This window comes from Rhizohabitans arisaemae (assembly GCF_025996515.1).
GTDB classification, from domain to species: Bacteria; Actinomycetota; Actinomycetes; order Streptosporangiales; family Streptosporangiaceae; genus Rhizohabitans; species Rhizohabitans arisaemae.
The window spans coordinates 1,141,658-1,156,055 of the sequence record NZ_BLRH01000060.1 but is presented as its reverse complement, the minus strand read 5'-3'; the positions used below and the strand labels follow the sequence as shown (position 1 = coordinate 1,156,055).

Annotated in this window: 14 protein-coding genes; 3 read left to right on the top strand and 11 right to left on the bottom strand. The window is 67.1% G+C overall.

The window, feature by feature from the left end:
* Positions 1-4: 4 nt before the first annotated feature.
* From tmk to RUR_RS33745, 5 genes are all read right to left on the bottom strand, one after another.
* Positions 5-610, bottom strand: coding sequence for a dTMP kinase (gene tmk / locus RUR_RS33765; RefSeq protein WP_283139288.1), 606 nt, complete (start codon positions 608-610; stop codon positions 5-7).
* Complete coding sequence (locus tag RUR_RS33760) at positions 610-2,019, bottom strand: B12-binding domain-containing radical SAM protein (RefSeq protein ID WP_283139287.1); 1,410 nt, start codon at positions 2,017-2,019, stop codon at positions 610-612. The genes tmk and RUR_RS33760 overlap by 1 nt, the downstream gene beginning before the upstream one ends.
* A gap of 4 nt (positions 2,020-2,023) precedes the next feature.
* Positions 2,024-2,830, bottom strand: a complete 807-nt coding sequence (locus tag RUR_RS33755; protein ID WP_283139286.1) for a DNA glycosylase family protein — start codon at positions 2,828-2,830, stop codon at positions 2,024-2,026.
* A 283-nt stretch (positions 2,831-3,113) separates the two neighbouring features.
* On the bottom strand, positions 3,114-3,434 hold the full coding sequence (locus RUR_RS33750) for a hypothetical protein (RefSeq protein ID WP_283139285.1): 321 nt from the start codon (positions 3,432-3,434) through the stop codon (positions 3,114-3,116).
* Positions 3,431-3,688, bottom strand: coding sequence for a hypothetical protein (locus tag RUR_RS33745; RefSeq protein ID WP_283139284.1), 258 nt, complete (start codon positions 3,686-3,688; stop codon positions 3,431-3,433). Before RUR_RS33745 ends, RUR_RS33750 begins: the two co-directional genes overlap by 4 nt.
* Positions 3,689-3,859: 171 nt before the next feature.
* On the opposite strand from RUR_RS33745, the gene RUR_RS33740 reads away from it, so the two are divergent.
* Positions 3,860-5,086 carry a helix-turn-helix domain-containing protein gene (locus RUR_RS33740; RefSeq protein ID WP_283139283.1) on the top strand — a complete coding sequence of 409 codons (1,227 nt, stop codon included), beginning with the start codon at positions 3,860-3,862 and terminating at the stop codon, positions 5,084-5,086.
* 370 nt (positions 5,087-5,456) lie between these two features.
* Entirely contained in the window at positions 5,457-6,215 is a 759-nt protein-coding gene (locus RUR_RS33735; protein WP_283139282.1) for a type I restriction enzyme HsdR N-terminal domain-containing protein, read from the top strand.
* A 221-nt stretch (positions 6,216-6,436) separates the two neighbouring features.
* Here RUR_RS33735 and RUR_RS33730 read toward each other — a convergent pair whose 3' ends face one another.
* From RUR_RS33730 to RUR_RS33705, 6 genes are all read right to left on the bottom strand, one after another.
* Positions 6,437-7,273, bottom strand: coding sequence for a polysaccharide deacetylase family protein (locus tag RUR_RS33730; RefSeq protein WP_283139281.1), 837 nt, complete (start codon positions 7,271-7,273; stop codon positions 6,437-6,439).
* A complete protein-coding gene (locus RUR_RS33725) occupies positions 7,270-8,271 on the bottom strand; it encodes an oligopeptide/dipeptide ABC transporter ATP-binding protein (RefSeq protein WP_283139280.1) in 1,002 nt (333 codons plus the stop codon). Before RUR_RS33725 ends, RUR_RS33730 begins: the two co-directional genes overlap by 4 nt.
* On the bottom strand, positions 8,268-9,248 hold the full coding sequence (locus RUR_RS33720; protein WP_283139279.1) for an ABC transporter ATP-binding protein: 981 nt from the start codon (positions 9,246-9,248) through the stop codon (positions 8,268-8,270). Before RUR_RS33720 ends, RUR_RS33725 begins: the two co-directional genes overlap by 4 nt.
* Positions 9,241-10,080, bottom strand: a complete 840-nt coding sequence (locus RUR_RS33715; protein WP_283139278.1) for an ABC transporter permease — start codon at positions 10,078-10,080, stop codon at positions 9,241-9,243. The genes RUR_RS33720 and RUR_RS33715 overlap by 8 nt, the downstream gene beginning before the upstream one ends.
* A complete protein-coding gene (locus RUR_RS33710; RefSeq protein WP_283139277.1) occupies positions 10,077-11,099 on the bottom strand; it encodes an ABC transporter permease in 1,023 nt (340 codons plus the stop codon). The genes RUR_RS33715 and RUR_RS33710 overlap by 4 nt, the downstream gene beginning before the upstream one ends.
* 69 nt (positions 11,100-11,168) lie before the next feature.
* The gene (locus RUR_RS33705) at positions 11,169-12,806 is read right to left on the bottom strand and encodes an ABC transporter substrate-binding protein (protein WP_283139276.1); all 1,638 of its coding nucleotides are present in this window, start codon (positions 12,804-12,806) and stop codon (positions 11,169-11,171) included.
* 305 nt (positions 12,807-13,111) lie between these two features.
* Between RUR_RS33705 and RUR_RS33700 the strand changes: the two genes are divergently transcribed.
* Positions 13,112-14,269 carry a zinc-binding metallopeptidase family protein gene (locus RUR_RS33700; RefSeq protein WP_283139275.1) on the top strand — a complete coding sequence of 386 codons (1,158 nt, stop codon included), beginning with the start codon at positions 13,112-13,114 and terminating at the stop codon, positions 14,267-14,269.
* Positions 14,270-14,398: the final 129 nt, after the last annotated feature.

Genomic DNA, 14,398 nt, shown 5'->3' with positions numbered 1-14,398 from the left:
GGCGTTACCGGCGTGACCATAGCGCACGGACATGGTCGGCGATGGCGCGCGCAGCGACTTGCGGCGATTCCTCACCGGTATCCACCTGGTATGGCAGGAAGCCGTCTTCAGCGAATTCCTCGATCAACGTCGCATACAGGCGGTTTTCCGCGTCGCTGGACCCGGGATGTTCAAACCGCGAGTGGGCACCGCGGCTGGCTAGGCGCTGTTCCAGGACGTCCGGCGCGGCACTGGCGATGATCGCGAGTGCGGGCCGCAGAGCTGGTGCGTTCAACCGGCGTATGTACTCCAGGGGCACACCGTCGAGGTACTGGAGCACATACGAGGAGAGAACGTACCGGTCACACAGCACGAGCTGCCCTGCGTCGAGGGCGGGCTGGATCTCGGTGGCCAGGTGGTGGTAGCGGTCTGCGGCGACCAGGCAGGCCAGCGACATGCCGGTGAAGGTCGCAGATTGGTGGCGGGCGATCACTCCAAGCGGCCCGTCGGAAGGTTGCCGGGTGGTGAGCACTGGGTGACCGGATTCGGTGAGAAGTTCGGTGACCAGGCAAACGAGAGTCGACTTCCCGGCACCGCCTGGGCCGTCAAGTGTGACGAACAGGCCGGTCATCAGCGACTCCTTCGGGTGCGGGAGTACTGTTCGCGGGCGAGCTTGGCGAGGTGCCGGTGGATCTCTTCTTCAGAGGTATCCCCGAACTGAATACCGGAGGAGAAGTTGAACTCATCCCGTCCGCGGAGCGCTTCATCACTTGAGCCGAGCTCGACTGGGGCATAGTCAAGAAGCTGGTCGGCGGTGTATCGGCCGGTCGCCATGAGGCGGCTCCACTCGGGGGTGCCAGGGTAGGGACGGAACTGGAACACCGATGCCCGGAACGTTCCCGGCATGGTGTCGGTGAGGTCCCACAGTTGGTGGATCAGGCTTACGGTCTTTGCCAGCTCAGGCAGGGTCTCGGTGGGGAAGCCGAGGATGAAATATCCCTTCACCTTGATCCCTCTGGAGGTGAGCCGCTGTACAACGCTGGTCACCATCTCCGGGGTGATGCGCTTGTCGATGTAGGTGAGCATGCGTTCGGAGCCGGATTCGATACCGAGCGCGACCTCGCGTAGCCCGCACGCGGCGAGCCGATCGAGTGCCGTGTCGGGGAGCCGGTTCAAGACGTTGATGCGGCCGGTGGCATCCCATACGGCCCAGTCGCCGACATGGTCGGACGCAAATGCCGCCGTCATCTGGTCGATCACCCGGCGGGCGCCGAGGAACAGGTCGTCGACGAACCGGAATGCGGTCACCTTGCCCTGATCGCGTAGCTGGTGCATCTCAGTGAGGATGTGATGCGGGTCACGGACCCGGATCGTCACGTCCGGGTTGGCTGACACCGCGGCACCGCAGAAGGAACAGTCGTACGGGCAGCCCCGGGCTCCGACCATGTTCGCCTCGATCCGGCCGTCACCGGCGAGGTATGGATCCTGCGCCAGGTAGGCGCGATCGACGAAGGGCAACGTATTGATATCCGGTGCGAGGTGGTGACCGGTGCCAGGCTGGCCGCCTGTAACGGGAGCGCCGAGAACGGGGTCGAGCCACATGATGCCGGGTAGGTCGGCCCGGTTGCGGTAGTCGGTGAGGAGTTCGACGACGCGGGTCTCAGCCTCGCCCAGGATCAACGCGTCGCAGCGGGCCATGCGCGGGTCGGTGAGGATCCGTTGAGGCACGGCCTTTGCGTGGTGGCCGCCGACCATGATGCGGATACTCGGATCGAGGCTGGCGGCGATTGAAGCGCTGATCTCATAGGTGGGGGCGAGTAGATTGAACCCGGCCCATCGCGGTGCGAGTTGGTTGATGGTGGCGATCGTGTCGGCGACGGGAAGGCCATGTGCTTCGGCGTCCAGGACGGCGACGTTCCAGCCACGGGTTGCGGCGTGGGTTGCGATGTAGGCCATGCCGAGCACAGGCAAGGTGTAGTCGTTGACGCGAGGCCGTTCCGCGTAGTCGCGCAGCGGGGCGTTGACGAGCAGCAGGTCCAATAAGTCAGCGGGGTGGTTCCCCTGTACGAGTGGGGGCGGGGTGACGGACATGTTGATCTCCCCAAGCAAGGGTGAGCACAGTCAGCAAGGACAGGTGCGGTCCGGCCATGCGTCGCCAGGCGGTTGCGAAGCCGGGCTCGTCCTCGGGCCAGTCGGAGGCCGGGGCGATGCGGCGTGCCCAGGTACGTACGGCCAGATCGGCATAGGGGTAGAGGGAGAAGTCCCCCGTATGGTCGGCGACGGTCGCTCCAGCGGTCCATGGGCCGATACGTGGAACTGTCTGAAGAGCTTTGAGTAGTGCATCGGGCGGTAGGTTTGCCCACACGGTGTGATGGCGCAGAAATGCGGCGGCGGCAGCTTGCAGGGGACCGCGTTTGAACGCCATTCCCATGGCGGTGAAGGCCTCTACGGGCAGCGCGAGAACCTGCTCCGGAGTGGGGACCAGTGCGGTGGGCCCCACCTGGCGACCTACTGCCGCCCGGAATGTCGTGTGCATGACGTGGGCCTGGCCTGCGCGGATGACTTGTCGGATGATCGCAGTGACCAGAGCTTCCCATAGGTCGGCGTTGCGTATGCGCCGTACAGGACCGAGCGTTTGGAGTGCTTGAGCCAGGCCGATGGGAATGAGCGTCTCGTCCAGCAGGCCGGGATCATAGATGTCCACATACGGCGCTTCGCCAGTGCCGTCGACCAGCGTCGGGATGTAGTCGCTTCTCGCCTCGATCAGCCACGTACCAGATGTGCTGCGCATCGCGCGGATCGGCACGGTGCCGTTGGTGTCCCATGCGGGGTGGTCGAGCATCCAGCTCATAGGTACGGATCTCCATGCTTGGCTTGGTGGGTCGCGTGGGCGAAACGGTAATGGAGTGGGAGTCAACGTGTTCCTTGACGGGTTGAATCTGCTCGCCGCAGTGGGTACAGCGCGGCGGGCGGGCGAATGGGACGGCCTCCGCTGTTTCCTTTGGAGAGGCGCGCGCTGCCGGTCACTCCGATCAAACGACCAGCAGGACAGCTCAGGGCAAACAGGGATGGAAGGTGGCGGGTCAGCTGGGTGTTCATTGGCAGGTGTCCCAGTAAGCAGGCTCCTGTTTTGCTCATGAGGCGACCTGTTGTCCGGCCCAGCCGGTGGTTGCAGCCTCCCGGCGGAGGATCACCGCCATCTCGGCCTCGCACATCAGCTTCTCCAGTTCAGCCGCTGTGGCGGTGGAAAGGATGAGCGGCTTGGGGAAGGGCCAGGCGGCGAACGCGTAGAAGAGGCGCGAGCCGGTGCCGTACATGACGGTCCAGCCGTGCCACCGCTGGTCCAGGTGATGGGCTGCGCTGCGAGCCTGCCTGTCCCAGAAGTGGCGGCGGAACTCTGTCGGCGTGGCGGCCTGGTCACGGTGGCGGCCCCGGGGGCGTGGTGTGCGGTTCACCGCCTGCCTCCTTCGGTGAGAGCGGTGCAGGCCTCGATTTCGGAGGGCAGGCAGGTCCTCCGAACGGTGTGCGGCGTGGGCTTGGCGAGCTGCTCCTCGTCGCCGTCCACAGCCGGCCAGGCGTCCGCCATCAGCTCGGTAGTTGTGGTCGGGTTGATGTTGCTTGCAGCCCGTCGACTTGGGGGCGTGTCGGCGAAGCAACCGCAGCCGCTCGCCGTCACGGGCTCCGGAACCGGGGCACTGGGGTTGGTCACAGGTCAGGTCCTCGATTCTTGATCAAGGGCTTCGCTTGGTGTGTTACCACTGCGGCGGGTCCGCCATTTCTCGGGGCGCATTCAATGCAACCCTGGGTGATCACATTGCGGCAGGGGATAACTTGGATGCGGCGGATATCCCCTATGTCCGCCCCATGAGGTGAGCAAGGAATGAGCGATCTGCCCACGTGGGCCGACCGGTTACGTGCCGCACGGCAGGTACGCGATTGGTCCTTGGGGAAGATGGCCCGGCGCCTTACGGACGTTGCCGACGGCCATACCCGGGCGCACCTGCCGACACTCGAATCGCTCGTCCGCATGATTCGCTCCTGGGAGGCAGGAAAGCATCGGCCGAAGGAGCCATATCCCCGACTGTTTGCCCGAGCGTTCGGTTTATCGGAAGCAGAGCTATTCGATGAGCACGAGGAGCACGGCGAGCCAGGCTCTGACGACGATGAGATCGAAGCCTTAGAGCTGGCTCGTCGCGTCGCCGCGAGCGATGTCGGCAGCGAGACGATGGAACGGCTGGAGGCCGCGGTGGATGATCTCGCCGTGGCCTACTCCGGCACGCCGCCTGCTGAGCTGCTCATGCGAGTACGGCAGCACATCACGTACGTCATGCGACTGGTCGACAGGAGGAAGACGCTGGCTGAGCATCGACGTCTCCTTGTGGCCGGCAGCTGGCTGTCGCTGTTGGCCGCAACATCCCACATTGATCTCCATCAGCCATCTGCGGCTGCTGCCCGCCTGCGCACTGCCGCCCAGCTGGCCAAGCACGCCAACCATCCGGAGATCGCGGCATGGTGTCTTGAGACCGAGGCGTGGCAGGTTCTCACCGGAGGCGACTACCGTCAGGCTCTGAACTTGGCTCAGGCGGCACAACGAATAGCTCCAAGGGGAAGCTCGGCACACATTCAGGCCACCGCGCAGGAGGGGCGCGTATGGGCGCGGCTCGGCGTGACCCGGGAGACGCACGATGTCCTCGACCGAGTGGCGCGGCTGGTCGCACCGTTGCCGACGCCTGACCGGCCCGAACATCACTATCGGTACGATCCCACCAAGGCGGACGCCTACACCGCCACGACTCTGGCCTGGTTAGGAGACCCAGCCGCAGAACCATTCGCACGTGGGGTTCTCACTCGGCTGGAGTCGTCGACCGACGGGCCGCCGCGACTACGCAGGGCCGCCTCCGCGAGGCTCGATCTGGCTCTCGCCCTCTTGGCAGCTGACCAGCCAGATGAGGCCGGGCACGTCACGTTCACCGCGATTGCGAGCGGTCTCCTTGTGCCATCGCACTATTGGCGAGCGGCAGAGGTGATCGCCGCAGTAGAGGCACGTCGAGTGCCCAAAGCAATTGAATTGCGCGAAGCGTACCGGGAGTTGTGCAGACCAGCCTGACTAGGCATATCTAGACGTCTCGCAGATGCTCCGCATGACCGGCGGAGAAACCTGTGGCCAAAAGGAACTCCATCCTCAGCGCCTGACTGTGGCCGGTCCTCACGACATCGGGTGACGGTCAGAGGCCGAAGATCGTCAGGACTGTGAGGCCGAGGCTCAGGGCCACGAAGGGGAGCGTTCTGGGGTCTAGAAGGGGGTTTGGTGGTTGTTTGGATTATTTGTTGGAAATGTGAAGCTAGTGATGATCTGTCGTGTGCAATGAGAGTCATTTTTGTATCGATCTTAAGTCGGGAATTATGTTGATCTTCTCCGATGCTTAATGTGCCTCATGTGTTAGAGCTAGTCCCTACCGGAATCACAAGGGGAAACCATGAGTGAGCAGGCAGCATCGGAAGTTCTTGACAACAAGGCTGCTGCCACGCCGGCTAAGAAGCCCACTATGGTGAAGACGTCCCCAAAGTGGGAGAGTGACGCGCGGACCCGAGTTCGGGCAGCGGTGCGTCGCTTCGCCAAACCGCTTGCCGAACTGGTGGCTCGCGACGCGAACGAAGGCGATACCCGGCTTCTTATCACCGACTTCCTGTGCGAAGGACTCGGGTACGACAAGTACGAAGATCTCACAACGGAGTACCAGGTCAAGGGAGAGTTCGCCGACTACGGGATTCGGATCGACAAGCAGCTGGTCGCCTTCATCGAAGTCAAGCGCTGCAGTCAGAAGCTCAACGCCAAACATCTGCGCCAGGTGCAGATGTATGCCGTGAACGAGGGCGTTGAGTGGATGGTCCTGTCGAACGGACAGGTATGGCAGGCCTACCACATGACTCCCGGTCTGCCGGTGACCATCGACCTGACCCTCGAAGTAGATCTTCTCGATGACTCGGGTGCGGCCGCGAAGGTGGACGCGCTCTTCTACTTGACGAAGGAAGCGTTCAAGCGTCGCTTGATCGATGATCTCTGGAAGGCTCGGGCCGCGACGTCGCCAAAGTCGCTGGCCCAGGTGCTTCTATCGGAGACGGTCGTCGACGCGATCCGGAAGGAACTCCGGCGTCAGACGAGTTACAACGCCGAGGCGAGTGAGATTCATCGCATTCTGCGAGATGAAATGCTTCGAGCGGCTTCGTCGTCCTAAGGAATCCGACTCTGGTCCTTGCCTGGTGAGCCGGACTTCGCATCGAACGGTTGACGACCTGATCCGGCCGCCCATTGAGGCGGAGAGAGCTTTGTATCGACGCGAGCCTGGGCACCGGTCCGCAGAAACCTCCCAAGCTGGACGGCTAGGACCTACCGCTTGAGGGCGTCGGTAGGCCTGCGGACGGAGCCGCGGCGCCGTACGGAAGTCAGGGGGTGATGTCAGCTGAGGGGGTGGGTGGCGCGGAAGGTGTCGGCGACCTCGCCGTGGCGGAGGAATCGGGCGCCTTTGGCCTTGGCGTGGCGGAGGAAGTCGCGGAGGACGCGCAGGCGGGCACCGCGGGGGATGGTGGTGGGGTGCAGGACCAGGCTCAGCACGCCGTCGGGCTGGAATTCGCACATCCAGTCGAGTTCGTCGCACCACATCTTGAGGATCTTGTCGTAGGCGTGCAGCCCCGGCATGGGCGGCCGGACGAGGAACTCCATCTGCGGGACGTCGATCATCGAGCCGAGGAGCGGGATCTCCACGACGTCCACGAGATCGCCGAGGGCGAGCGGGCCGTCGGGGATCCAGGCGTCGCCGACCCGGGCGTAGTAGGGGAGGTAGTCGTGGGCCGTCCCGGAGGCGTCGTAGGAGAGCCCGTGTTCCAGGGCGAGCGGGATGGAGTTGGCGGAGAGGTCGCCGCCGGGTGCCCGGAACCCGCGGGGGCGGAGGCCGAGGATGCGATCGTAGGCGTCCAGACCGCGGACGAACTCCCGGCGTTCCGCCTCGATGTCGAGTGACGTGTGGTCCTTGTGGAGATATCCGTGGTGCCCGATCTCGTGGCCTTCGGCGAGCGCGCGGCGGCAGACCTCGGGGAAGACCTCGACCGTGTGTCCCGGCACGTAGATCGTCGCCGGGACGTCTTCGGCGGCGAACAGGTCGAGCATCCGTGGCAGGCCCACGGTGCCGGCGAAGTCGGCTCGCCCCATTTTGGCCGGTGAGAGGGTCGGATCCCACTGGAGCCAGATCGCGTGCCCGTCGAAGTCGACGGTGACGCAGACGGTGGGTGAGGTCACCGGGCCTCCGTATCGATCCGTAGCCAGCACGCCGCGCTGCGCGCCGTACCAATCGGCGTGTCAATCGATGTGCCAAGCTTCCGACCAGACGGAACGAGCACCGTCAGGTCCGGCTGTTCGACGGAGCAGCGGGCGATCGCCTCGGGGCAGCGCGGGTGGAACCGGCAGCCGGACGGCGGCCTCGCCGGGTCGGGGACCTCACCCGGCAACGCCGTCGGCAGCGTGCCGAGGCCGTCGGGCTGGGGTACCGCTCCGATCAGCGCCTGGGTGTACGGGTGCCGGGGATCCGACCAGATCTGTTCGGTCGGGCCGACCTCCACCACTCTGCCCAGGTACATCACCGCGAGCACGTCGGCCACCTGCCGGACGACGGACAGGTCGTGGGAGATGAGCAGGATGGCGAGGGAGAGTTTGTCCTTCAGCTCGACCAGCAGCGAGGCGATCTGGGCCTGCGCCGAGGCGTCCAGGGAGGAGAGCGGCTCGTCGAGGACGACGGCGGACGGTTCTGCGGCCAGGACCCGGGCGATGGCCAGGCGCTGACGCTGCCCGCCGCTGAACTCGTGCGGGTAGCGGCCGGCCGCGCTCGTCGGCAACCCCACGAGTTCCAGCACCGCGGCGACCCGGGGGTCGTCGGCCCGGACCTTGGTCCGGCTCCGGGCGCCCACCCCGTCGGCGATCTGGGCGCCGACCCGGCGCCGGGGATTGAGGGACGCGTACGGGTTCTGGAACACCATCTGCAGCCCGAGCAGGTGGGCGGGCCGGGTGCCACGGCTGAGCCGGGTCGTGGGTGAGCCGTCGAATTCGACCGTACCGGCGCTGGGTGCCACCAGGCCGACCGCCGCCCGGGCGAGGGTGGATTTGCCGCAGCCGCTCTCGCCGACCAGGCCCAGGATCTGGCCCTTTTCCACCGAAAGGCTCACTCCGGCGACGGCCTGTACCGTCGGCCGTCCGCGGCGGCGGTAGTCGACATGGAGGTCCGCGATGGACAGGACGCTCACGGCGCGACCGCCTTTCGTGGTCGGGTCAGCGGATTCTCGGCGCAGGCGAGCAGGTGACCGGGGGAGATCGGGACCAGCGTCTGGTCGTCTGCGGCGCATCGCTCGGTCGCGTACCGGCAACGTGGGTGGAACGCGCACCCGCCGGGCCGCTCGGCGGCGCCGGGCGCGCTGCCGGGCAGCGGCCGGAGTGCGCCCGTGTGGCTGAGTGCCCCGATCAACGCGTCGGTGTACGGGTGTCCGGGGTCGCGCAGCACGTCGGCGCGGGTGCCGGACTCGACGATCCGGCCGGCGTAGAACACGCTCACCCGATCGGCGAGGGCGGACATCACCCCGAGGTCGTGGGTGATCAGGGCGACGGCGACCCCGTGGTCCCGGCGGAGCCGGTCGAGCAGGTGCAGGACTCCGGCCTGCACGGTGACGTCCAGCGCGGTCGTGGGCTCGTCGGCGACGATGAGCCGCGGGCGGCAGGCCAGCGCCACGGCGATCGCGATCCGCTGGCGCATCCCGCCGGAGAACTGGTGCGGGTACGCCCGCAACGCCCCGGACGGGTCGGGGATGCGGACTTCGTCGAGCAGTTCGGCGGCCCGCGCCCGGGCGCTCCGGCGGTTCACCCCCAGGTGGGTACGGAGGTGGTCCGTCAGTTGCCGCCCGATCGAGAGCATCGGGTGGAGCGAGGTCATCGGATCCTGGAAGACCATGGCGATCTGCCTGCCCCGGATCCGGCGGAGCTCCCCGGCGGGCGCGGTGAGGAGGTTCTGCCCGGAGAAACGGGCCTCCCCGTGCACGGTCGCGCCGGCCGGGAGCAGCCGCAGCAGGCTGAGGAAGGTCATCGTCTTGCCGCTGCCGCTCTCCCCGGCCACACCGAAGATCTCGCCCGCGTCGACGGTGAAGTCCACCCCGTCCACCACGGTGACGGGCCCGTTCGGTCCGGGCAGCCGGACGGTCAGGCCTTCGACCGACAGCAGCGGCTCAGCCATGCGCCCTCCCGGTGTGCGGGTCGAAGACGTCCCGGAGCGCGTCGCCGACGAAGTTGAACGCGAGCACCACGGTGAAGATGGCGAGCCCGGGGAAGAGGCCGAGCCACCAATGCTGGAAGTACTCGGTGCCGTGGGACACCATCGACCCCCACTCCGCGACGGGGGCCTGGGCTCCGAGGCCGAGGAAGGAGAGCCCGGAGAGCAGGAGTACGGCGCCGCCGAGGTCCAGGGTGGCCAGGACGAGGATCGGCCCCACGATGTTGGGCAGCACGTCGTCGAGGAGGGCCCGCCAGGTGGACGCGCCGAGGAGCCGCCGGGCGGTGACGTACTCGGCTTCCCCGAGGGAGACGACGAGGCCGCGGACGATCCGGGCGTACCACGGCCAGGAGATGAGGACGAGGGCGAGGACCGCGTTGGTGATGCCCGGTCCGAGGGTGGCCGCCACGACCATGGCGAGCACGATGCCGGGGAAGGCGAAGAGCAGGTCGCAGATGCGCATGAGCACGCCGTCCACCGGGCCTCGGAGGAAACCGGCGAGTGCTCCGAGTGTCCCGCCGATCAGGGCGGAGAGCACGACGAGCAGCAGCGCGAGGGGGAGCGAGAGCCGCGCCCCGTAGATCACCCGGCTGAGTACGTCGCGGCCGAGTTCGTCGGTGCCGAACCAGTGTGCGCCGGAGGGGGCGGTGAACGGTGTGCCGTCCTGCGACAGTGGGTCGCCGGGGGCGAGGACGGGGGCGAGCAGCGCGACGAGGAGCCAGATCGCGATGACCGTCACGGCGATCACGGTGAGCGGCTTGCTACGGGGCAGAACCCGCCGGGACAGGATGTTCATGCGATCCTGATCCTCGGGTCGACGACCCCGTACAGCACGTCCACGACGAAGTTGACGACGACGTACACGATCGCGATGAACAATCCCACTCCCGCGATGGAGGGCAGGTCCAGCGTGATGGCGCTGGTGTAGGCGTAGCCGCCGATCCCCGGCCAGGTGAAGATCTTTTCGACCAGGACCGCGCCGGTCAGCACGCCGGCGAAGGCGAAGCCGAGGATCTGGAGCATGCTCGGCAGCGCGGCCCGCAGGACGTACCCGACGACTACGGTACGGGCGTGCAGCCCTTTGGCGTACGCGGCCCTTATGTAGTCATTGTGGATCACCTCAAGTACTGCGGTCCGGGTGTATCGGGCGATGTATCCGACCGTGTGTGCGGCGAGCACCAGCGTGGGCAGCGCCAGATGCGCGAGCGCGCTGCCGAGCGCGGCCCAGTCGGCGGAGAGGAGCGCGTCGACCGTGTACAACCCGGTGACCTGGCTCGGCGGGTTCAGCGCAGGGTCGAGCCGCCCCCCGCCGGGGAACCACCCGATCAGGAAGAAACCCAGGTAAAGGCTGATGAGGGCCAGCCAGAACGCGGGCATCGACATCCCGCCCAGCGACACCACCCGGAGCACCTGGTCGGCGAGACGGTCCCGGTGCAGGGCCGCGAACACCCCGAGGGTCACGCCCGCGAGACCCGCCACGAGTATGGAGGAGACCGCGAGCTCCACCGTCGCGGGGATGTAGGTCGCCAGCTCCTCCAGGACCGGGGTGTTGCTCGCCTGGGAGTTGCCGAGATCGCCCTGGATGAGGTTGCCCAGGTAGATGAGGTAGCGGTAGGGCAGCGGCTTGTCCAGGCCGTTGCGCTCGTTCCAGGCGCGGACCGCTTCCTCGTTTTCGCCTTGGATCGGGCCGAGGGCGGCCCGCGCCGGATCCCCCGGTACCAGCGCGGTCAGGACGAACGTGACGAACGTGATACCGAGTAGCAGCAGGACGAGCGCGGCCAGCCGGCGTGCGACGAAACGGATGCCGGGCTTCAACCGGACCTCCTTCGTGGTTGACGGGCCAGGCCGCCGGGCGCGTGGGGTGCCGCACGCGCCCGGCGGCGGCTACTTGCGCCCGACCTTGGCGAGGTCGACGCCCCACATCCCGTTGCTCACCAGACCGGTGAGGTTGGCGGTGCCGACCAGGATCGACTCCGCCTGGAACTCCGGAATGTAGGCTCCGAGGTCGTTCATCTTCCGCTGCAGCTCCTGGTAGGCGGCGGCGCGGGCGTCGTCGCCCACGGTGGTGGCGGCCTTCTCGTGCAGCGCCACCAGCTCCGGGTGCTTGGCCTTGTCGATGCCGAGCCGGGTGGCCGTGGCTCCGCCGGGCCAGTGCGGCAGGTAGTTCGCCGGGTCCGGGTAGTCGACGGCGTACAGGTTGGCCGAGGCCTGCTGCTTGCCCTCGCGGAAACGCTGGATGTGCTGCTGGAGCGGGAGCCCCTGCGGGGTCGCGGTGATGCCCACCTCGGCGAGCGATGCCTGGATCTTTTGGGCGACCAATTCCACCGAGACGCCGAAGATGGAGAAGTTCGCCACGTAGTTCAGGGTGAAGGTGGGGTTCTTCAGCCCGGATTCGGCGACCAGGGCCTTGGCACGGGCGACGTCCCGCTGAACGCGCTCGCTCTCGGGCAGGGCGCCGAGCATCCCCTTGGGCACCAGGCCGGCCAGCTGGATCGCGCCGTCGCCACCGAGTTTGCGCAGACCCTCGTAGTCGAGTCCGTACCGGATGGCCTCGCGGATCTTCGGGTTGGCGGTCACCGGTGACTTCGCCGGGTCGAGGTTGGCCATGAAGAAGAAGATGTTGGTGGACGGTGCCCGGACCACCTGGACCGCACTGTTCCCGGCCAGCTGGCCCACCTGGTTGGCCGCGATGTCGTAGGCGATCTCGGATTCACCGCGCTGCACGGAGAGCAGCTGCGCCGGAGCCGCGGCGTTCTTGACGATGACCTGCTGGAAGGTGGGTTTGGTCCCCCAGTAGTGGGGGTTGGCCTCAAGGACGTACTGCTGCTTGGGGGTCACCGTCTTGAGCTTGTACGGGCCGCTGCCGGCCGAGTTGACGTTCAGCCAGGCCTGCGCCTTGTCGCTCTGGTCGGCCCCGGCCTGGTCGCTGCCTCCCTGCGCTTTGACCGCTTTGGCGGAGACGATGCCGAGAGCCGCCATGGCCACGATCCGCGGGAGCGCCGGTTTGGGCACGGCGCTGGTGAGGATCACCTTGTCTGGGCCCTCGGTCGTGACGGTGACACCGTCGAGGACTGCGGCGCCCGCGCCCTTGACATTGATCATCCGATTGAAGCTGAAGGCGACGTCGTCCACGGTCAGGGGTGTGCCGTCGGCGAATTTCACGTCGGTGCGCAGGGTGAACGTGAACGTTTTGCCGTCCGGGGACGCGGTGTAGGCGCTCGCCAGCGCGGGTTTCGGCGTGGTCGAGCCAGGCTCCAGGGTGAGCAGGGTGTCGTAGACCGAGTGGAAAACCATGTTCGCGGTGACGGCGGTCTCGTGCGCCGGATCGAGCCCGTCGTTGTTGAAGACGTTGTTGACGATCAAAGTGCCGGTCGATCCGCCACTTTTTCCGGTGTCCGCGCTGCTCGGGCTGGTGTTACCCGAGTTGGCGTTGGTGGTACAGCCGGTCACGGAGAGGGTGAGTGCGACAACGGCGGCTAGGGCGACCGTCCGTTGCTGCGATCCACGGAAATTATCGAACATGGCCGCGATGCCTCCTTGGGGATGTCCAGAATGTAGAAACGGGCTGTTCGGAGTGTCCAACCGGCTGTTCCGATGCCATCGATCGGGAAAACCGAACGAACAGCGCGGTTGGCGGGAGGCGGCCGTCTCAAGCGTCCGGTACGGCCGCACCGGCGCGTCCTGAGCATCCGGTACGGCTACCGCGGCACGGACGGGAAGACCCCGGATTGCGGTCCCGCGGGAGGGAGCCCGGATGAGGTCGTTCCGGAAGGAACGCCGATGGATTCCAGCGGTCCGCCCGATGGGTGCCGCTACGCTCGCCCGCCATGATGGACAGACTTCCGGTGGCAACCCTGGCGGACGCGGTCCGTGCCGATGAGGAGCGTATGGTCGCCGAGTGGCTGGCGGTGACCGAGCATCCCGCGCCACGTGGCGCCGAGGCCGCCCGGGTGGCGGTGATCCTCGACCTGTTGCGCGGGCAGAGCGGCCTGGACGAGGTCCGGGCCGACGATCAGCCGAACGTGTACGCGCTGCGCAAGGGGCGTGGGGACGGCCCCCGGGTCGCGCTGCTGGCGACGCTCGACGATCTCAACTCGGCAGCGGCGCTCCGCCGGAACACGCCGGTGGTGCGCGGCGGAAACCGGCTGGTCGGCCCGTGCGTGAACACGACGTCGAGCGACGCGACCGTCCTGGCCGTCCTGCGCCACCTGGAGAACTTCGGCCTGCGGGGCGGGGGCGACCTGCTGGCGGTCTTCGTCTCCGGTGAGGAGACCGGGCTCACCGGGGTCCGGCGCCTGCTCCGGGACGAGCGGGGCCGGATCGACCTGCTCGTCGACGTCATGGGAGGCATCGGCACGATCAGCTACAACGCGATCGGCCGCTACCGGCTGGAGGTCCGTTTCGAGGGGGTCTCCCGGCACACGCTGCGCGGCGGCGTCTCGGAGATCCCCGGTGCACTCGCCCGTACCGTACTCCGTTTGGAGGAGCTGGCCCCCGCCAACGACGACTCGGGGGCCTGGCGGGTGCTCCGGGTGAACGGGGTGGACGCCGGCGACGTGGACAACCACTCCCCGGCCTCCGGGCGGCTCGTGGTGGATCTGCGCGGCACGAGTCAGGGGTGGCTGGAGGACATGCGGATCACCGTGGGGCGGGTGGCCGACGAGGTCGCCGCCGCGGCGGGGATCACCGCCCACGTGGCCACGGTCACCGCCGGGCCGGCCGTCGAACTGCCCGGTGGCGCAGGACATGCGCTGGTACGGGCGGCGGGCGCCGCAGTGGCGGCCACCGGCCACCCGGTCGTGCTCAGACCGTGGACGTCGTCCAACGTCAACGCCGCCCTGGAATGCGGGGTGCCCGGGATTGCGATGGAGGGGACCAGGCGCGGGGACGGCCGGGGTACCCCGGACGAATGGTGTGACATCGCCGGAGTCTCCTCTGGCGTGCTCGCCAACACCCTGCTGGTCGCCGCACTCACCGATCCCTGATGTGGTTTCCGGAACGCATGATTGATCTTTCGGGATTTTTCATTATGGAAATGCTGGTGTGTAATCAAGTTGATGTAAATCGGGAAATTTGCTGACTTCCGGGTTTTCTGGCCGCGTCGTTGATTCGCC